Raw genomic sequence first — 20176 nt, forward strand, 5'->3', positions numbered from 1 at the left:
GGATTTTGCTTTTGGCTTGTAGCTTGTAAAGTAAAGGATGATTCTGGATTTTGCATTATGCCATATATGGGCGCTGTCGTGAAATAAGCTTGGAAGCAAGGAAGAATGTTTCTTTAAAGTAGGAGTGCGGATAAGATATATAATGGTGTGTTCTTTTTCGTGAATGAAGTAATATTCTTTTTTTCGTGTTTTTCTTATATTTTATGTGAGTAAAGATTTTTTCTTTTATCCAGGAGATGGGAGCTTATGTTGATAGATCACCCGTGGTGAGTACTGTTTTGGGAAGGTTAGGAACAGGTTGGCTCTCGCTTGCTTTAGCGATTTTTCGGCAAAAATCGCTATGAATCCATTTATGCTGATTCTTTTATAAAATAATTCTTAGTGTTTAAAATATCCTCTTTGGATGATTCTTTTTTTGCGTATAATAAATACAACTTTTATCTTTTTGTGTTACTGAAGGTGAAAGTCTATGCATTATATTTTCTGTGAGAGCAGCACTTTAGAGCTATGTCTAGTGGAGATATTTTTCTATATACGTGTATTTCAATATTTAAATATAATGAAATAACACAAGATCGAGACAAAAACGGGTAATTATTCAGTCTTTTAATTTGAATGGCACTCTGGGATATGGACGTAAATGAAAAATTCCAAGAAAAGTTTTATCAGTTGCACTAAAACCAGAAAGTAAAAACAAACTCATTATAATTTTTGAAGATGGTTGGAGCATTTCTTTTAGGATTCATAATGCATCCAGTAAAGTAGAAGCTTCTTTAAAGTTCGATATTCAATTTGTGGGATTATCTTCTCAGGTTGTTAGTCATCAAATTCCGATGGTTTAATGATAGAGATAATGTTTTAAATGTAATCGTTGCTGATTTAAGGCAGGTTTATTTCTTATGAAAATGAGTTCTTTTATCACTAAAAAGTATTTCTAATTGTTTTGTTATGGCGTCGGCGAGTTCTTCAGCATTCATAATTGTTACAGCACGTTGATAATAACGTGTGACGTCATGACCAATTCCAATGGCAATGAGTTCGATAGGGGAGTGTGTTTGGATTTCTTGAATCACTGCGCGTAAGTGTTTTTCTAAATAATTGCTGGCGTTGACCGATAGTGTCGAATCGTCAACAGGAGCGCCATCAGAAATGACCATGAGGATGCGACGTTGTTCACGCCGTGATAAAAGGCGTTGATGAGCCCAAATCAAAGCTTCTCCGTCGATATTTTCTTTTAATAATCCTTCTTGCATCATCAAACCTAAATTGCGTCGTGCGCGACGCCATGGGGTATCAGCACTTTTATAGATGATATGGCATAAATCATTGAGGCGTCCAGGATTATGGAGTTTGTTTTGGGTAAGCCATTGTTCGCGCGATTTGCCCCCTTTCCAAGTTTTGGTGGTAAAACCTAAAATTTCAACTTTGACACCACAACGCTCAAGAGTTTGTGCCAAAATATCAGCACAACTTGCAGCAACGCTAATGGGGCGTCCGCGCATTGAGCCAGAATTATCAATGAGAAGTGAAACAACTGTGTCCCGAAATTGGGTGTTGCTTTCCATTTTAAAAGAAAGGGGTTGCATGGGGTCAATAATTAGACGTGGAAGCCGTGCTGTATCAAGATATCCTTCTTCAAGGTCAAAGTTCCAGTTGCGATTTTGTTGCGCCATCAAGCGGCGCTGGAGACGGTTTGCTAAACGTCCAACGATGTTTTGGAGATGATTGATTTGCTTATCAAGATAACGGCGTAAGTGATCTAACTCGTTTTCAGAACAAAAATCTGTTGCTTCCAAAATTTCATCAAATTGACGGGTGAAGATTTTATAATTGCCAAGTCTTTCCATTTGTTCCGAATCAGAAAAAAGGTGTTTGGGTTTGCTCGGCTTTTCTTGCCAAGGTCCATTTTTTTGCTCGCCGTCAGCTTGATCATTGTTGTTTGATTGTGTCGCTTGTGTTTTTCCGTCATCTTGCACATCACTTTCTTGTTCAGTGCTGGTTTGTTCTTCACTTTGAGCGTGTTTTTTGTTTTTACTCTCTTCTTCTCCTTGGTCTTGAGGTTCACACGCATTTTTTAATTTTTTATTGTTTTCACTGTTAGAAGCTTCAGCTTGTTGCACTGTCATTTTGAGTGTAACAAGCATTTGGCGAACAATCTGTGCAAAATCTTGTTGGTTGTAAATATGATGTGGGAGTTCATTGAGTTCTGCTGCTGCTTTTTGTTCGAGTTCTTGACGCCACAGTTCTAAGACAGGACCGGCTTCTCTTGGAGCTGCGCGCTTTGTTATTTTTTCACGCAATAAAAGTGCAATTGCTTCTTGGATGGGGGCTTCACTTTGGTTGCTAATCTTATGATAATGGGCTCTTTTGTATTTATCGGCGAGCATGATATCAAGATTTTTTGCAAGCCCCTCCATGGCTAAAGTACCAATTGCTTCAACACGTGTTTGTTCTAAGGCATCAAAGACAGCACGTGCTTCTGATTCTAGTGGAGAAAATTGCATGTGAATGCGGTTATCATGCCATGCTTTGCGCAGAGCCATGGAATCACCTAATCCGCGGGTAATGGTGATGTCTTTATTCGTTGCGTATTGAGGTAATTCTGGTAAACGCGCGCAACTTTCGCTTAAAGATGGTCGGTTATGACTAAAGGAAACTTCAAGGTTGTTTGTGCCTGCAATTGCACGCATACAGGTGGAAAGTGCTTTTTTAAAAGCTTCAATATTAAGAGTGTTGTTGGAAGAATCTTTTGCCGGATTTTTGTTGTCGCCAATATCGGTAGCCATGAGTGACAGATTCCTTAAGGCGAAACACCATGAATAAGTGATTCGGGAAGCTCTTGTCCAAAGGCGCGTTGATAAAATTCTGCAACAGTGGCACGTTCGAGTTCATCACATTTATTGAGAAAGGTTAATCGGAAGGCAAAGCCGACATCTTGAAAAATCGTTGTATTTTCTGCCCAAGTAATGACGGTACGTGGACTCATGACAGTTGAAAGATCTCCATTGATAAAAGATTGGCGTACCATATCAGCAACATGAACCATTTGTGAAATTATCTTTTTTCCTTCAGTCGTTTGAAAGGATTTGACCTTTGAACAAATGATATTAACCTCTTTATCATGGGGTAAATAATTGAGTATCGTAACAATAGACCAGCGGTCCATTTGAGCTTGATTGATCTGTTGGGTACCATGATAGAGACCAGTTGTATCACCAAGACCAATGGTGTTTGCTGTTGCAAAAAGACGAAAGGCTGGGTGTGGAGAGATGACTCGGCTTTGATCAAGTAAGCTTAGTTTTCCAGAGGTTTCAAGAACGCGTTGGATGACAAACATAACATCGGGACGCCCCGCATCATATTCGTCGAAAACAAGAGCAATATTATTTTGATAAGCCCATGGCAAAATGCCTTCTTTAAATTCAGTGATTTGTAAGCCATCTTTTAAAACGATAGCGTCTTTTCCTACAAGATCGATACGACTTACATGACTATCGAGATTAATTCGAAGACAAGGCCAATTGAGACGTGCAGCAATTTGTTCAATATGCGTTGATTTCCCTGTACCGTGATAGCCAGAAACCATTACACGGCGGTTGAAGGTAAAACCTGCGAGAATCGCTAAAGTTGTTTGCAGATCAAAAAGATAATCAGAATCGATATCAGGAACATGGGAACTTTTTGTGCTAAAAGCAGGGACTTTCAGATCTGTTTCAATATGAAATAGATCGCGAGCACAAAGTGTAATATCGGGCAAATTTTCAACGGTAAGATTTGTCATTGTGTTTCTGGAAGGGAGAGGATGCTATTTATTCATTAGAAACGATACAAGAGTTAGAGTATTTATGCAATGCTCTATAATGAGAGCCTTAGATATTGAAGAAAGATTTTTTACGTATTCTATAATGTTTTGCAAAAAAAGTAACATTTTGCGCAAATAATGATGGTCTAAATGAAAATAGACTCATATAAGCGCATGTTTTCAGCACAAACCAGACTTTTTTAGCAAATTATAAGCATGTAAAACATCACGAAAGCGCTCTTCTGAAGCACGATTACCACCATTGGAATCAGGATGGTGCTTTTTTACCAATTCTTTATATTTCATTTTGATGTCTTCTGCTGAAGCGTTTGCCTGTAGTCCCAGTGTATCAAAAGCTTTTGCTTCTAAGGGCTTTAATTTTCGTGAGAATTTATTGCTTGAATGCTGCCCAGTAAAAAGCGCGAAGGGATCGCGCATACGATTTTGATAGGCAGCTGTTCCAGAGCGAATCTTTGCATAATTAGCGGCTGTTTTTTTCGATGTACCATTGCTCAGATCTGTAGGCCATGTCGGACGATGTCCTGTGAGAGCATCCTTTTGAAATTTTGCGATATCTTTATTGCTAAGACCAGAGAAGTAATTAAAATTTTTATTATAGGCACGTACGTGTTCAATACAAAAATATAAATATTGTCCTTCGTGATTTCGACCTGCTGGTGCTTTATGGGCCCCTGTTTTTTCACAACCTTCCCACTGACACTGTTGTGCTTCTGGCTCAGCGTTTTGTTTTTTATTTGAGCTTATGCGAATTGAATCGAATAATTTAGATGTTATTGTCATATTATTGGTTTATGCAAAATTGATTAATTTTACAAGAATTGACTTTTGAAAAATTTGTTTTCACACTTATTCTATTATGAAAAAGGTGTATTTTTGCACGTTCATTTTGTTTGAGGAATGAAAAATGTTTATAGAAACAATAATCCAGAGAAAGCTTCAGGATGCTTTTCATCCGCAAAAGCTTGAAGTGATTAACGAAAGTCATCTTCATGAGGGGCATTCTCATAATGAACATGCTTTTGATGGTAAAGGAGAAACACATTTTCGAGTGAAAATTTTATCTTCTTCTTTTTCTAATATGACACGCGTAGAAATACATCGAGCGATTTATAAAGTTTTACAAGAAGAGTTAGCTACTTGTGTTCATGCTTTGGCACTTGAGGTTGAAACACTCTAATTTTTTGATGAGACACTTTTAGGAACGGGGATGGGCCTTTTGATAAATTTTTAACAAATGGTCTGTATCGACATGGGTATAGATTTGTGTGGTGGAAAGACTAGCGTGCCCAAGAAGTTCTTGAATCGTGCGCAAATCTCCCCCCCGTGATAAAAGATGGGTGGCAAAAGAATGGCGCAGTGTATGGGGCGTTGCAGTTTCTGGTAAACCAAGGCTTGCTCGTAAGTTGCGTACAGTTTTCTGAATAATGGCGGGCTGTAGGGGACCGCCTCGTGCCCCGCGAAATATGGGTTGGTTATCCACTAAAGGATATGGGCAACATTTGAGATAATTTTGTACAGCTTCGTAAACAATTTTGATGAGAGGAACAAGGCGTGTTTTTCCACCTTTTCCTGTTATAAATAAACTTGTTTTTTCAGGATCAGAAAATTGTTCTGGTGTGAGGCTTAAGGCTTCTGATATTCGCATTCCACAGCCATAGAGAAGCATGAGGACAGCCGCATTACGAGCGCTAATCCAAGGTTCATTTTCTAGCTGGTTTTCTTGTTTGACTATGTGAAGTGCTGATTTGATCGCTAAAGGTTTTGGGAGCGATCTTGGGTGTTTGGGGCTTCGGATAAGTTGAGCCGCCGGAACATTGACGATTCCTTCACGTGATAGGTACTTGAAAAAAGAACGGATGCCTGCTACTCCGCGGCTTAAAGAACGAGCACTTACATTGTTTGTACGCCGATAAGCAAGATAAGCACGCAAGTCACTGATGCGTAAATGAGCAAGATCTGTAAGGGTTGGTGTATGACTTAAGTGTTGACAGAGAAAAGACAAAAACTGCCGCGTATCACGTTCATAGGCTTGCACTGTTTGTGCTGACATACGACGTGTTTGGGTAAGACACTCTAACCAATTTTTCCTTGCGTTTAAAATTGCATGGTCTGCTGGAATGAGAGGAATATTTTCATCTTTTCTCTTGTCGTTTTTGATAGGCATTATCTAGTTGAGAGTTTCTTTCTTTTTAGATTTTTCATCGTTAGAATGACCATTCTTGTTTTGGGGTTGCTCTTCACGATTGATAAGTTGCTTTTCACCTTTGAGAGAGAGTATTTTCACAAGATTGTGCGTTGACATCAAATGCGCAAAAATTAATCCTAAAAAGCCATTTTTATGAAGTTTGGCAAGTTGGCTTGCTGATAATTTATTCAATTTTTCTTCATCAACAACCCAAAAATGTTCTAATTGAGCTGAGAGACCTTTATCGTTTTTCACATTGATAGATTTTTGGCTTAGAAGATCCATTTCTACAAGAGCATCAATAAACTCAGAGGTTTTTTCCATAGCGATTTTAAAACTTTCAAGAAAACGAATACGTTCTTCCATAAAAGGAGAAATAGAGCCGTCGGAATTAAAAAGTTCTGTTCCTGCAACTTCATTAAACATACCTGACTGTTGATCAAAGCAAACAGAAAGTTCTTTTTCATTGCTAATTTGTGCCAAAACAAAAGGATAGCGACGGACAAAAGCAGGAACATAAGTATTATTTTTCCAACTTTTATCAGAAGCGATATAGTCATTTTCGTCATTAGAAAGGCCGACAAGAGCTGCGGATGTGTAGTGCCGTTTTTTTTGTTCATCTTCGGCGCACATAAATAAAATAGGATAGTCTAGTGCTGCTTGAAAATATTCAGTACTTGCTAAAGGAACCCAGTGAGTATCCTTGGCAAAAGACATATCACTTGGAGGAGCAAATTTTAGATTTTTATGGGAAACTTTGTTGATTGGCGTGATATCTTTGTAAAATAGCATAATATTTGCCATAAGACTTTCTCCTTTATTAATTTGTTTTTGTTACCAAGAAAGGTCTTTTAGAAGATTGTCTCATATGGCAACAAGATTGAATAGAAAACTATAAGATTGAAAGGTTCATTTTTGAGAGATAATATTTTCGTATGAAGTATAATAAAGAAAAGCTTAAAAATAAAGTCTATCTTGCCATTATTGGTATGCCTCATGGTATAAAAGGAGATGTTTTTGTTAAAATTCTAAGTGCTGAGCCACAGCGTTTTAAGTTTTACAGCACTCTTTATGATGATATGGGGCGTTCTTATGAAATTATAACTCTTCGCATACAAAAAAATAAGGCGATTGTACGTTTTAAAGGGATAGAAAATCGTAATGCGGCTGAGTCTTTAAAAGGTATTCGCCTTTATGTGACGCGTGATCAATTAATTGATGATTTGATGGAGGATGAGTTTTATCAAGTCGATTTAATAGGCTTGTGTGTCCAAGATTGTGGGGGAAAAATCTTAGGTGAAGTGTGTGGTTTTTTTAATTTCGGGGCTGGTGATTTGCTTGAAATACGTTTGAATACAGGTAAAAGAGTCCTTATTCCCTTTAGTAAGGCGGCGGTACCAGAAGTTTGTATGAATTCTGGTTTTCTTGTTGTTGATCCCATGGCAGCTGGTTTAAGTGATGGGGGAGACAATGATAAAAAGGAAATAGCTTGAATCTAAAAATAAAGATGAAGGAAAAAATAACAGATAAATTTCGTCAATAAAAAGTGGAATGTGTGGAAATATTAAAAATGCACTTTTGAGCAGATATTGTAAGCACTTTATCTCGAAATAGTTCTGAGTTTTTAGAGTCTTTTTTAGTGCAAGTATTTAGAAGGATCGTATTGAATAAAGCGCAGATCAAGGAGATTCAATTTAACGCTATAGCGTTAAAAATCTTGTTTGTGCTATTTTTGCTATTAAGAGTCTGTTTAAGAAAATAAGGATGAGAAATAAAATGAAGTTTCAGGCGCGCGTTTTAACCCTTTATCCTGAAATGTTTCCTGGTTTTTTAGGGTATTCTTTAGCAGGGCAAGCTTTAGAGCGCGGAATTTGGTCACTGGAGACGGTACAGATTAGGGATTTTGCTTTAGACAAACACCATAGCGTTGATGATAAACCTGCTGGTGGGGGGGCGGGTATGGTAATGCGGGCGGATGTATTGGCGGCGGCTCTTGATTGTTGTCCACAGGATTCGCCAAGATTGTTGATGAGTCCACGTGGGCGCCCTTTTGACCAAGCTTACGCGCATAGCTTGGCTCGTGATACGGGTGTAACGTTAGTTTGTGGACGTTTTGAAGGGGTTGATGAGCGAGTCATAGAAGCACGAGAATTAGAAGAAGTTTCTATTGGTGATTATATTCTTTCAGGGGGTGAAACAGCCGCATTGGTTATCTTAGATGCTATTATACGTCTTCTGCCTGGAGTGATGGGGAATGCAGCTTCTGCAAGGTGTGAAAGTTTTGAAAATGGCTTGCTGGAACATCCGCAATATACACGCCCTTCTCTTTTCGAAGGGCGGGGTATTCCGCCTGTATTGCTCTCAGGTCATCACAAAGCGATCGCAGATTGGCGTCAAAGCCAAGCCGAATTGTTAACACGTCAACGTCGCCCTGATCTTTATGCGCGTTATGATAAAAATCATCAGAAAACTTGATTCATATGATAAGGTAGTGTATTGCATGGCTCTCTTTTTAGAGAGTTTTTTATAAAAGGTTTTCTGTAGTTCCAAAATTAAAATGAAGGAATGGTGTATTCGCTCCTGTGTAAGACATAGCCTAAAGAGCTCCTTATTCTTAATAAAGGCTTTTTTGGTAAGAGTTGAGCGCTCTGACTGTTCGATAAAGAACATGAAGGATAAAAGAAATGAATATTATCGCACAACTTGAAGCTGAACAATGTGCAAAAATTGAAGAAAAGCGCCAATTTCCAGCCTTTAAGCCAGGAGATACAGTTCGTGTCATGGTGCGTGTGACGGAGGGTACGCGGACGCGTGTTCAGGCTTATGAAGGTGTTTGTATTGCACGTTCAGGCGGTGGGTTGAATGAGACCTTTACAGTGCGCAAGATTTCTTATGGTGAAGGGGTGGAACGGGTGTTTCCTGTTTATTCTCCGTTGATTGAAGGTGTTGAGCTGGTGCGCCGTGGTAAAGTGCGCCGTGCAAAACTCTATTATCTTCGTGGTTTGAGAGGTAAAGCTGCGCGTATCGCTGAAAAGAGAGATTATCGGAAAAAAGCTGAAAAGGTTATTGAGAAAGTAGAAGCAGCATCTGTCAGCACAGATGTTGAAAAGAAAGTTGCTGAGTAAAGATTATATCGGCTAAACTTTATGCAAAAGCGGCTTTTATGCCGCTTATTTGTGTCTTTCGTGATTCGTTTTGCCTTTTAAGAGGCTTGGAGGGGACATAAAAATGTTTAATCTATCAATTTTTTCCTCTTTTTATCCTTAATCATGGGTGCAATTTAAGATACCATTGCATATATCATGGATACTCAAAAGGATAAGTTTAATCTGAAAAAATGCCTGTTTATATTTGAGAAAAGATGTTAGACCTTTGACGTGAAGATAAAATTGTATTAGATTAAAGCAAGTTTTGCGGATCATATCCGTGGAGTAATCGGTTTTTTTATGCGTGACCTTTAATCCGTTATTTGAGACAACCGACCTGTAGTATCGGTATCTTGAGATGCCAAACAAGTGAAAACGAGAGAATATATTTAGTCGTTTTGCGCGAACTTTCTCGTTCATTGCGGTTGCAGTAAAAACCAGGTCAGGATATTTTATGACAGAGACAACTAGGATAAAAGAGCGCCCTCGTTCCCCTCATATAAGTATTTATCGTTGGACAATTACTATGGCTATGTCCATTGCACACCGCATTACGGGTATGGCACTTTATGTTGGAACGGTTTTTCTTGCTGTTTGGTTAATTGCTATTGCGTGCGGGGAGGAGGCATTCAGAACGGTTCACGAGATTTATAGTTCTTGGTTTGGATTGTGTATTTTGTTTCTTTATACTTTGGCAGGGGTTCATCACATGGTTGGTGGTGTTCGCCACATTGTTTGGGATCTGAAACCTTGCCTTTTGGCAAAAGAAAAGGCAACAGTCACTGCTTGGGCGACAGTGTTTATTTCTCTTATTGTTACTTTTGCGATTTGGATTATTGGATATACCGTTGTTTAGCTGGGGGTGAAAAGAGATATGAAAAAAGATTTTCGAACGGAACTTGGAAAAGTACGGGGGCGTGGCAGTGCTCATGAAGGAACAGAGCATTTTTGGCTAGAACGTTTGACAGGGTTTATCAATCTACCACTTTTGATATTTTTTATTGTTCTTATTCTTTCGCTTGTGGGAAAGGACTATAGCATTGTGCGTGCAAGACTTGCACATCCTATTGTTGCTATTTTGATGGGATTGATGACTTTTTCGGTCCTTTATTATATGAAACTTGGTATGCAAGTGGTGATTGAAGATTATATTCCACGTGAAGGTTTCCGGATATTCTTTTTGACGTTAAATATTTTATTTTGTTTTCTCATAGGTGGTATCATTATTTTTTCTCTTTTGAAAATTGCATTAGGGGGTTAAACAAATATGGCGGGTACAGGATCATCTCTGGGCGCTAAAGCAGGTAACGCCCCTTATCGCACTGTAGATCATAAATTTGATGTTGTTGTTGTTGGGGCAGGTGGTGCAGGATTACGTGCAACGCTTGGTATGGCGGAACAAGGATTAAAGACAGCTTGTATTACGAAGGTTTTTCCAACGCGCTCACACACGGTTGCAGCACAAGGGGGAATTGCTGCATCGCTTTCAAATATGGGACCTGATAATTGGCAGTGGCATTTATATGATACCGTGAAAGGTTCTGATTGGTTGGGTGATACCGACGCAATGGAATATTTGGTGCGTAATGCTCCTGCTGCTGTGTATGAATTAGAACATTATGGCGTTCCTTTTTCGCGGACGCAAGAAGGCAAAATTTATCAGCGTCCTTTTGGTGGACATACGACACAATTTGGTGAAGGTCCACCTGTTCAGCGTACTTGCGCAGCCGCTGATCGTACAGGCCACGCCATTTTGCATACGCTTTATGGACAAAGCTTAAAGCATAATGCGCAATTTTTTATTGAATATTTTGCACTCGATCTCATCATGACGGATGGGGTTTGTACGGGGGTTGTGGCATGGAATCTCGATGATGGTACAATACATCGTTTTTCTGCTAAAATGGTTGTTCTTGCAACCGGTGGTTATGGACGCGCTTATTTTTCCGCGACATCGGCGCATACCTGTACGGGTGATGGTGGTGGAATGATCGCACGTGCTGGATTGCCTCTTCAGGATATGGAGTTTGTGCAATTCCATCCGACAGGGATTTACGGTTCTGGCTGCTTAATTACAGAAGGAGCTCGTGGTGAAGGAGGCTATTTAATCAATTCTGAAGGCGAACGCTTTATGGAGCGCTATGCACCTTCCTTTAAGGATTTGGCTTCACGTGATTTGGTTTCGCGTTGTATCACACTTGAAATTCGTGAAGGACGTGGTGTTGGACCTAAGAAGGACCATATTCATTTGGTTCTCAACCATATTGATCCTGCAATCTTGCACGAGCGTTTACCGGGAATTTCGGAATCAGCTCGGATTTTTGCAGGTGTGGATGTAACAAAAGAGCCTATCCCCATCTTGCCAACGGTCCATTATAATATGGGTGGGATTCCTACCAATTACTACGGGGAAGTTCTCAATCCAACGGCTGATTCGCCTGATCGTATTCAACCAGGGCTGATGGCGGTAGGAGAAGCAGGATGTGCTTCTGTTCATGGGGCTAATCGCTTGGGGTCAAATTCATTAATTGATCTTGTGGTGTTTGGTCGTGCTGCTGCCATTCGCGCGGGGGAAGTTATTGATCGGAATGCAGAAATTCCACCCCTCAATGAAGAAGCTGTTGACGAAATTATAGCGCGTTTTGATCGTTTACGTTTTGCACAAGGGGCGATACCAACAGCTCTATTGCGTGAAAAAATGCAACGCACGATGCAAGAAGATGCGGCAGTATTCCGTACAGAAGATTCTTTGCAACAAGGATGTCAGCGGATGAATAAAATCTGGGGGGAATTGTCGGATCTCAAAGTCACAGATCGTTCTCTGATATGGAATTCTGATTTGGTTGAAACATTAGAGCTTGAAAATCTCATGGCGAATGCAATCATGACTGTTCATTCTGCCGAAGCACGTTTAGAAAGCCGTGGCGCTCATGCTCGTGAAGATTATCCAGAGCGTGATGATAAAAACTGGCGGAAACATACGCTTTCACATTTGTCAAAAGAGGGTAAGGTGACATTATCATATCGACCTGTCCATGTGGACCCATTAACATCTGAAGCTGATGGTGGGATCGATTTAAAGCGCATTGCACCTAAAAAACGGGTTTATTAAGGGGAGAATGAAATATGGTACAAATTAAGCTTCCCAAAAACTCTCAAGTAAAACCGGGAAAGGTTTGGCCTAAACCTGAAGGTGCTACAAAGCTGACGGAATTTCACGTGTATCGTTGGTCGCCTGATGATGAGGAAAATCCTCATTTAGATACTTATTATGTGGATCGTTCTGCTTGTGGTCCTATGATTCTTGATGGGCTTTTGTTTATTAAAAACCATATTGATCCAACTTTGACACTTCGTCGATCTTGCCGTGAAGGCATCTGTGGTTCATGTGCGATGAATATTGATGGAACCAATACATTGGCTTGTACCAAAGGTATGGATGATGTAAAACACCCCATTAAAGTCTACCCTTTGCCTTCCATGCCGGTTGTTAAAGATTTGGTTCCTGACTTGAATCGCTTTTATGCGCAACACCGAGTTATTGAGCCTTGGTTACAAACAGTTTCTCCTGAACCTGCAAAAGAATGGTTACAAAGTCACTCCGATCGCCAAAAAATCGATGGTCTTTATGAGTGTATTTTGTGTGCGTGTTGTCAGACTTCATGTCCAAGTTATTGGTGGAACGGTGATCGTTATTTGGGTCCCGCTGTTTTGCTTCAAGCTTATCGCTGGATTGCGGATTCACGTGATGAGATGTGTGGTGAACGTCTTGATAATTTAGAAGATCCTTTCCGCCTTTATCGTTGCCATACGATTATGAATTGTGCGCAAACTTGTCCAAAGGGATTAAATCCAGCGAAAGCGATTGCTGAAATTAAAAAACTCATGGTTGAACGCCGCCTTTGAAAATTTACTGATTGATGAAAATAAAGCGCAAGGTGGAAAATTGTATCTCCTTTTAGCAATTAAATCTCTAAAAGAAGATCGGCTGCTTATGGGGGCGCAGTAGCTATAATCATTCTAAAAGTGAAGTAATCCCTAAAAAGTTAAGCAATTCTTGCAATGGCTGAGCAGAAAACTCATAGTTGAATATTATCTTTGAAAACTGACCTTTTAACGAACAGTAAAAAGAAAAATAGAAAATTGTGCGTGTTTTTTGTGCCTCTTTGAGGCTTAATCTCTAAAAATTTATTGGCTTCTATGAGGCGGTTAGCATAGTTATTATTGCCTTTAAAAAGGCAATAGTCTTTTGGGTAGACTATACTTTAAATAGCGTTCTATGTAAAAACAATAAAATCAATATGCTATGTGTTTTTATTTTTATTAAATTATTATCATAATTTATATTTTGATGCAGATTCAATTAATCATTTTTTATAAAAAATGATAACTCTGTATAAATATAGAACAAAAAATAAATCCTGATACAAACATTAAACGCATGTAAATTATTTAAATGAAATACACAGGAGTGATTATTATGACAGTTCGTCATTTTACGACACATTTATTATAATATCGAAAACATTGCTAATATTCATGGATTAGGAATTTTTGATAAAAGCATTATATATAAAGGTCATATTTTTTATTTTAAAGATTTTATTGTTAATCGCATTAAAAAACAAAATTTATAGTTCTCAAAATGGAGAACGTAAAATCCCTCTCTTTTGTGTAGAGATAATCATACAGTTAAGGGGGCTGTAATTTAAAACTATTGTAACGTCATAGATTTAAATTCATTAAAGAGAAAATAAGACGTTTTTAAAAAATATCAAATTTATAGTTTTTTCCAAAAATTTGGAAAACGCTAGTGAGAATTCTAAGAACACGTGTTGCGAATGTGGAATAGGGATGTTTATAGGTTCGTTTGAGTTGAGTGAATTCAATCATCAAAGAAAACATGTTGTGTTTTTATGAGTTTCATAGGTTTTGATTTTATATGTTTTTATCTATAAAAAATAGAGGTTTCTAGGTTTAGGTCTCATTTATTATGTTAGGGGATTTCATTTTTTCTTGTATATATGCTGAAGAAAGTTATTTAAGCAGTAAAAGTGTTTTTTATTTTATTTTTTAGCATAAAAGATATTTCTTAACATGAAAGAGAGGTGTCCAAGTATTAACGGTATAATCGGTCATTGTTTTGATATTTATTCTGTTGTGCTGTAAAACACTATCTTATTTAGGATGTGGTAATTAAAGTGGTTAGAAGGTGAAATCTGCTAGGCGAGGAGGCGGATAATTTGCAGCTCAGTGCGTGTAAAAAGCTTCACCCTTTGAGGTGTGATAGGTGGAGTCTGTTAGCCAATTACGTAAACTAGAGCGAAATCTACGTGGACAGGTTTTCAGACTAATCTCTCTTATATATTGTGATAGGAAACTCACATTAATAAGGACCACGACCGGTTGCAGAAAAAAGAAATCATTGCGAAAAAACAAGCACGCTTGTTTTAAAATTTTTAATGCTTCTGATCATAAGGGTATGCTGAAATCTCCTGTAGTATTACACAGACCTTTCATATTCTCGAGCCAAGAATTGTCTATATATCCTCTTCAATCTGATCTTCACGAATTGATGTAAGAGATGGGTACGAGCACCTGTAAGAATAAGCAGACGCAAAGCCAGTTGTATCATTATTGTTGCTTTGCAGAGTGTTTGATAAAAATCTGGAACATTTCTCTAATTCATTGCCTGTTCATTAATGACTTTATGGCGTTGTTTTTCTAAAAGAGCTTTTGCTGTTGCCGCTTTTACTTACCAGATGGGAGTTAAGAGTATTACGTATCTCTCTGTTGGCATAATCTCTGAAACCGGTATACAGCCTCCTAATTTGAGGAGAATATGAAGCTGTAAAGGTGCAAACCAGTTTCTATTTTGCCGTCATTTTTTAGTTCAGTTTTATGACTTTCAAAAGTATCTAGAGTAATGTCTTTTAAATAATAGAGATTATGCATTGCTTCACGCTTTTGTTTCTCTCGTTTTTTAATAAGATCACAATCCTTATACAAAACAGAACGCCCCAACCCAAATACACCTGGCTTGTCAATTTATGCGCTTGTTTTAAAGAAACCTTTCTTTAAGGAGCCCCAGCTCATTTCGCGACAGTGCTCGTGGATGGTATAATGGTAAAGCTCCGATGAATAATATAAAATTTATAGAGCATCTCCATTTTTACACTTCATAAAAGAGCAAGTTGGGTGCCATTAGACACTTTGCAAACTCCCAATGTTGCGACAGTTTTTGGCATTGTGGATGGTTTATAAAAGGTATTTTTAGTGCTTTTTTGTACAGTTTCATTCTATACGGCTTTATTCGCTTGTAATGTGCAAGAGCATGGTTTTGGTTAGTAGACAGCTTTGAAATGAGAGAATCTTACGGTACTAAGATCTTTTATCCAACACGCAAAATAATGAACACTCTTTATAAATCAATGTGACGTGGCTTAAGAAGAGGGATTGTATATCTGTGCTTTTAGGAATTTTTGCTTTTGAGGTGCAGAGAAGAGAGCAGGAATATTCAGAGAGTAGAGCTTACCTGTGTAGTCTATGGATATCCTCTTTAGGATGGGGACATAAGCCACGTGATATGGTTAGCAAAGCTTGCTTAAGAGAAATTTAGTTGTTTACGAACAGCCGCAGGTTAAGAATCTTTCTTCGTCCGAAGAAGACGTCGATATGCGACTATACTTTTTATTACCAAATAGAATGTGGTTTATGGATGCTAAATCGAAATGATAGTTTATTTCGTATGAGGTTTTCCGTATCTGGAGATTGTTTGGTGAAAAAACATATTTATTAATCACTTGAAAATAGCACTTAGAATTTTTAAACGGTAAGTTTTGGTCTTGATGACGATAATTATTTATGATGATTGAAAGGACCTGTTTTACGAAGCTTTCATTGATATGCGAATCAAAATTTCTTCTTTTCTTTTGTTGAAATATGTATTTTATAGCTATTTTTTTTGCATTAAACATACTTTTTCAAAAGATAAATGGGAAGAATGATCAAAGGTAAGAGAATAGAGAGAGCCTTATGTATAATTTGGTTTTCTCGTAGAGTTGTTGTCTATTAACTTTTTTCTTCTTTTATTCATGAAGAGTGTAGAAGATCCATTGGAAAAGAAAAGAGAATAGGAAAAGTTAAATAAATAGCCGTAACAACTAGTTACGGCTATTGTTTGTTTGTATCATCTTACCGAGAGAGGAAGCTTCCCTTAAGCGATTTTTGATTTAGCAAAAATTGGGTCGTAAAAGACTTCAGAGAGTTTTCTATCTTTAAAGAACAACACTACGTCAACTGTTGTATAGAGAACGATTTTTATCATTTCTAACTCGAGTTGCCGGCCAACTTCTGATCTTTTAATCAAGGTGGCACATCGTTCAAATGTCTGCAAAGCGCTGTTGGCATGCGTCGTTGTAATCGATCCAGGATGGCCAGTGTTGAGCGAATTGAGATATTCCCATGCTTCATTGCCTCGCAATTCAGCGAGAAAAATTCGGTCGGGCGACTGACGCATACACGCATCTAGACACTCTTCAGCTGAAACACGGCCTACATTGTTACCATAAATCATATGTACATGATTGGGATGATTGGGTAGAAAAAGCTCATGAACATCTTCAATTGTGATAATACGCTCCTCTACAGGAACCTTTTCAATTAAAGAGCGGGCAAATGTTGTTTTACCAGATCCTGTTTTACCTGCAATAATAATGTTGCGTTTGTGAAGGACGCATTCTTGTAAAAATTCAAGAATTTTTCCATCACGTTTATGTTGCAAAAGTTGAACTTCAAATGGTTCCAACCGTGTGAAGTCCTGCTTCGATAACAAGTTATTGGCTTCTTTTGCTGAAGGCTTATTAAAACTTACATCAGAAAAATCGTCAAATGCCCCTTCTTCTTTGAGTTCTTCTAACGTCTTAACTACAAGAGAATGTTTACGAATTACAAAGGAAAGAGCACCATCAACAACAGCTGGTGTTTGTATAATTGTACCACGTTGTCCACCAGGCAAGAGCACATAATTAATACTTCTGGGAGCCATACCGTTATAAACGATAATAGCTGTAATAAGCGTTTGCAAAAAAGTGGTTGTTAACTCTGGTACGCTATGTACTTGCCAACCCTTAAAGCTTTTCGTCCATACTTCATAGGGGCGGCAAATCGATAATTCAGTGATCGTGGGATCTTCTAAGAAACAATCAAGCGGTTGCAGAAGCTGAAAAACTGCTTGATCTTTCTGTATCGGGTTAACGTGTGACGAGACTGTAGACATTGCTGAAATCCAGATCACGAGCAACAAAAATATTTACTCGTTCGCCTTGGTTTTTGTAAAGTGTTGGTGTGATATTGATGGAATTTTGAAGAACATCGATTGCTATAGATTCAGCATTCTGAGCATCTTTATTTTGTGAATTCTCTTTATTTTCTTTGCTGCTTTTATTAACTTTTCCTCTTACCCATTCTCCTAAATCACCGATAATGCTTACCATAATTGCACTACCAAATCTCTCCCAAAAATGTCTGTCAACCCAGCCACCAATACCCGCTTCACCTAGAGGACCTGTGCCTGGTGAGTCAAGATTGACAACAACACCAGAAGGTGTTTCGATGCGTAACCATTGCACAAACACGCGCGTTTGTCCTTGTTGTATGCCACTTTGGTAAAAACCAACGACTTTAGAACCACGGTCAAGCAAAACAACACGTCCACTTGTGGAATAAATATCGCGTGTTAAATAGCACGTCGTCATTCCGGGTTGTGATGTAATGATCTTTGTTTCTAACGTACAATCTATTTGCGTTCCTTGTGTAATCAAAAAGTCACGGTTACGAAGTTGCATCGCATGTGATTGACCTAAACGCACGGGCTGAAGGTTATCAAATAATACGCCACTACCTCTATCATTATTCGATGCTTTATTATTCGTATCTGTAGATCCTTCGCTACCACCGTTGTTAAGGCTAGAACTGAGCATACGTTTGCGTGCTAATTCTTCAGAATCTTGGAGCATATGTGGAGGAATGGCTGTTTGAAGAAGCTTACTCAAGGCCGGTGGAATATCTAGGTTTGAATCTTCTATTTGTGTTGATTTTTCTGCTTCTTCTACAGTCTTTGGCTCTTCTATAATCCGAGGGACGTAGTTTGGTATAATTTGCTGTACTATTTGTTGTGGTTTTTCTTCCTCAACTTCCACGGTATTACGCATTGTAAAAGCTTTCCAAGTCAATGCAATCGGTATCGTTACTATGACAATAAGTCCTACCACTAACAATGCACGGGTACCTGGAATTGTCGGACGACGTTCAGAACCTAGTTCGGACCCTCCATAGGCACCTTCAATATGTTTTTGCTCGACGTTGTCCAGTTTTGTACCTTTTCCCTCTCCTTCCTTATTGTCAAACATCATTTTCCTCCTTTATTGATACGATAAACCACCGAAGATACTGTCCCTGTTGTGTTTGGTACGCCGCCATTGGGGTCATAGGCTTCATTAAAAACAGCTAGAGCGCGTTTACCAAGCCGTATGAGCCATTTAGGATTGACCTTATGAACGGCGATAATATCATTAGAACTGCCGATAACGGTGCGTGGTATTAAGCTTTCATTGCCTTCAGCATCTACGACATAAATCGATGGCATATCCATGTTAGCGGGAAATTTGAAATAAGTAATGCGCCCATTGTCCCAAGCATTTATCGGAGCAATATCTTGGTGACCGCTCATGGTATAACTGAGATTATAGCCGTTGACGCTTTGGTGAAAACCACGTTCAATCGCAAGGCGTCGATTGTTTTCTTCTGACTTTTCATCGTTTGAATCGGGATAATGGAAAGCCAATTCATAAGTTGATCCCGCACGGTCATTCCGAAACTGTAGTCGGAATTTGTAACTCCGTTTGTCAGTTACAACGATGAGATTGGTATTGGCAAGCTCTGCTTTTGGTTTAATAAAAATATGCCGCCCTTTATGAGCAAAGGCATAGGCTTCAGAATCGCCAAAGGCATGAGTTATATACTGTTCACCTTCTTCAAGAATAATATGTGTTGCCACACCAAGAACTGTTTCAATTTGAACCACATCGGCTTCGTTATATGTTATATAGCGAATGCGGTGATCATATTGTGAATTTGATGGACTTTTGAGCGCCTGCACAGGTACCGTATAAAGAGAAGAAAACGAAGACAATAGAACAACGAACGCAAGTTTTTTCATAACAATCAATTCCTTAATCATTCAACAGTATTTCTGGGTCAGAACGGTAACTTGTTACTTGAAAACCAAGGGGGTTAAGCAATCGATCAGATGATTTCATGGGTGCACCGATATAGGTGTAACCAATTGTTGCAATCTGGTGCTGCTTTGGTCCAGTAGCAGCACCGTTGCTGTCAAGTTGCTGAGTCGTAAAACGTACAGTTGCTTGACCGAGTCCATTAGGCTGGATTGATCGTACTTTAACTGTGATACGTGCTTTGTTGGAAAGCACTTTGTCCCGTGCATTTTCTCCATCATAGATTTTATAATATTCTTGTTGAACAGATGCCGCACTTAAAAGTGCTGTTGTGTCATAGTTCAGTTGAATGGTATCGTAGTCGTAAGTTTCGCGGTTAAGCACATATTGGTTTAGCCAATACCTATCTACAACTTCACCATAGCTTTCTTCGTGTTCACGCATGATTGAGATAACATCAACTGCACCCGTCGTATTATCAACGCGCAATACTAAGGGAGTAGGAGCTGGTTGAGAAAATCCAACAACTCCACATATCATACCGAATAAGCCAAAAAGACCCACAGTACTCGCGACACGCCATGCCGTTCTGCGCGACCTTATAAATTCATTGATAAGATCACGTTCTAAGCCACGGCTTTCTTCATAATAACTTCTAAGTTGTTCGGCTTTCACTGGTTTTGCTTGTTTTGTTTTCATCTGTCTCCTCGCTTGATTTCGGCAGGGATTGTTTTATTAATAGGCACCCGGTTCCTATCATTTGGCTGTTTTAGCTTTGGTGCTAATA

General features: G+C 38.7%; 18 protein-coding genes and 1 pseudogene. 9 read left to right on the forward strand and 10 right to left on the reverse strand.

The features are described 5' to 3' along the window. Positions 1 to 647 precede the first annotated feature (647 nt). A complete protein-coding gene (locus ACFILN_RS06135; RefSeq protein ID WP_375630741.1) occupies positions 648 to 842 on the forward strand; it encodes a HaeIII family restriction endonuclease in 195 nt (64 codons plus the stop codon). A gap of 48 nt (positions 843 to 890) precedes the next feature. On the opposite strand, the gene cobT is transcribed toward ACFILN_RS06135, so the two are convergent. The 3 genes from cobT to ACFILN_RS06150 form a co-directional block, all read right to left on the reverse strand. Continuing rightward, positions 891 to 2786 carry a cobaltochelatase subunit CobT gene (gene cobT, locus ACFILN_RS06140; protein WP_375630708.1) on the reverse strand — a complete coding sequence of 632 codons (1896 nt, stop codon included), beginning with the start codon at positions 2784 to 2786 and terminating at the stop codon, positions 891 to 893. A 14-nt stretch (positions 2787 to 2800) separates the two neighbouring features. After that, positions 2801 to 3781, reverse strand: coding sequence for a cobaltochelatase subunit CobS (cobS, locus tag ACFILN_RS06145; RefSeq protein ID WP_375671086.1), 981 nt, complete (start codon positions 3779 to 3781; stop codon positions 2801 to 2803). 201 nt (positions 3782 to 3982) lie between these two features. Beyond that, on the reverse strand, positions 3983 to 4603 hold the full coding sequence (locus ACFILN_RS06150; RefSeq protein ID WP_375671087.1) for a J domain-containing protein: 621 nt from the start codon (positions 4601 to 4603) through the stop codon (positions 3983 to 3985). A gap of 124 nt (positions 4604 to 4727) precedes the next feature. On the opposite strand from ACFILN_RS06150, the gene ACFILN_RS06155 reads away from it, so the two are divergent. Then, the gene (locus ACFILN_RS06155) at positions 4728 to 5000 is read left to right on the forward strand and encodes a BolA family protein (RefSeq protein ID WP_375622119.1); all 273 of its coding nucleotides are present in this window, start codon (positions 4728 to 4730) and stop codon (positions 4998 to 5000) included. Between the two features lie 18 nt (positions 5001 to 5018). On the opposite strand, the gene ACFILN_RS06160 is transcribed toward ACFILN_RS06155, so the two are convergent. Beyond that, entirely contained in the window at positions 5019 to 5987 is a 969-nt protein-coding gene (locus tag ACFILN_RS06160; RefSeq protein ID WP_375630711.1) for a tyrosine recombinase XerC, read from the reverse strand. A gap of 3 nt (positions 5988 to 5990) precedes the next feature. After that, a complete protein-coding gene (locus ACFILN_RS06165) occupies positions 5991 to 6812 on the reverse strand; it encodes a SapC family protein (protein WP_375630713.1) in 822 nt (273 codons plus the stop codon). 131 nt (positions 6813 to 6943) lie between these two features. Between ACFILN_RS06165 and rimM the strand changes: the two genes are divergently transcribed. The 7 genes from rimM to ACFILN_RS06200 all read left to right on the forward strand — a co-directional run bounded on the left by rimM (position 6944) and on the right by ACFILN_RS06200 (position 13060). Beyond that, positions 6944 to 7501, forward strand: a complete 558-nt coding sequence (gene rimM, locus ACFILN_RS06170) for a ribosome maturation factor RimM (RefSeq protein WP_375667582.1) — start codon at positions 6944 to 6946, stop codon at positions 7499 to 7501. Between the two features lie 283 nt (positions 7502 to 7784). Then, entirely contained in the window at positions 7785 to 8483 is a 699-nt protein-coding gene (gene trmD / locus ACFILN_RS06175; RefSeq protein ID WP_273790059.1) for a tRNA (guanosine(37)-N1)-methyltransferase TrmD, read from the forward strand. Positions 8484 to 8692: 209 nt separating this feature from the next. Beyond that, positions 8693 to 9133, forward strand: coding sequence for a 50S ribosomal protein L19 (gene rplS / locus ACFILN_RS06180; RefSeq protein WP_273790058.1), 441 nt, complete (start codon positions 8693 to 8695; stop codon positions 9131 to 9133). Between the two features lie 475 nt (positions 9134 to 9608). Continuing rightward, positions 9609 to 10010, forward strand: a complete 402-nt coding sequence (gene sdhC, locus ACFILN_RS06185) for a succinate dehydrogenase, cytochrome b556 subunit (RefSeq protein WP_254492571.1) — start codon at positions 9609 to 9611, stop codon at positions 10008 to 10010. Positions 10011 to 10028: 18 nt separating this feature from the next. Next, positions 10029 to 10415, forward strand: a complete 387-nt coding sequence (sdhD, locus tag ACFILN_RS06190; protein WP_273790057.1) for a succinate dehydrogenase, hydrophobic membrane anchor protein — start codon at positions 10029 to 10031, stop codon at positions 10413 to 10415. A 6-nt stretch (positions 10416 to 10421) separates the two neighbouring features. Further along, on the forward strand, positions 10422 to 12266 hold the full coding sequence (gene sdhA, locus ACFILN_RS06195) for a succinate dehydrogenase flavoprotein subunit (RefSeq protein WP_273790056.1): 1845 nt from the start codon (positions 10422 to 10424) through the stop codon (positions 12264 to 12266). A 14-nt stretch (positions 12267 to 12280) separates the two neighbouring features. Further along, positions 12281 to 13060 carry a succinate dehydrogenase iron-sulfur subunit gene (locus tag ACFILN_RS06200; protein ID WP_273790055.1) on the forward strand — a complete coding sequence of 260 codons (780 nt, stop codon included), beginning with the start codon at positions 12281 to 12283 and terminating at the stop codon, positions 13058 to 13060. A gap of 3310 nt (positions 13061 to 16370) precedes the next feature. On the opposite strand, the gene virB11 is transcribed toward ACFILN_RS06200, so the two are convergent. From virB11 to ACFILN_RS06225, 5 genes and pseudogenes are all read right to left on the reverse strand, one after another. Continuing rightward, positions 16371 to 17432 carry a P-type DNA transfer ATPase VirB11 gene (virB11, locus tag ACFILN_RS06205; RefSeq protein ID WP_273790054.1) on the reverse strand — a complete coding sequence of 354 codons (1062 nt, stop codon included), beginning with the start codon at positions 17430 to 17432 and terminating at the stop codon, positions 16371 to 16373. Beyond that, positions 17407 to 18564, reverse strand: coding sequence for a type IV secretion system protein VirB10 (gene virB10 / locus ACFILN_RS06210; protein ID WP_375671088.1), 1158 nt, complete (start codon positions 18562 to 18564; stop codon positions 17407 to 17409). The genes virB11 and virB10 overlap by 26 nt, the downstream gene beginning before the upstream one ends. Next, complete coding sequence (gene virB9, locus ACFILN_RS06215; protein WP_273790052.1) at positions 18564 to 19373, reverse strand: P-type conjugative transfer protein VirB9; 810 nt, start codon at positions 19371 to 19373, stop codon at positions 18564 to 18566. The genes virB10 and virB9 overlap by 1 nt, the downstream gene beginning before the upstream one ends. Positions 19374 to 19386: 13 nt before the next feature. Continuing rightward, positions 19387 to 20088: a virB8 family protein gene (locus tag ACFILN_RS06220; protein WP_273790051.1), complete on the reverse strand. Its 702-nt coding sequence runs from the start codon at positions 20086 to 20088 to the stop codon at positions 19387 to 19389. Further along, positions 20085 to 20176, reverse strand: a pseudogene (locus ACFILN_RS06225) (TrwH protein); the annotation flags it as partial. The gene ACFILN_RS06220 and the pseudogene ACFILN_RS06225, both read right to left, overlap by 4 nt.

Origin of the sequence: Bartonella sp. CL434QHHD (assembly GCF_042195145.1) — a bacterium.
GTDB lineage: Bacteria > Pseudomonadota > Alphaproteobacteria > Rhizobiales > Rhizobiaceae > Bartonella.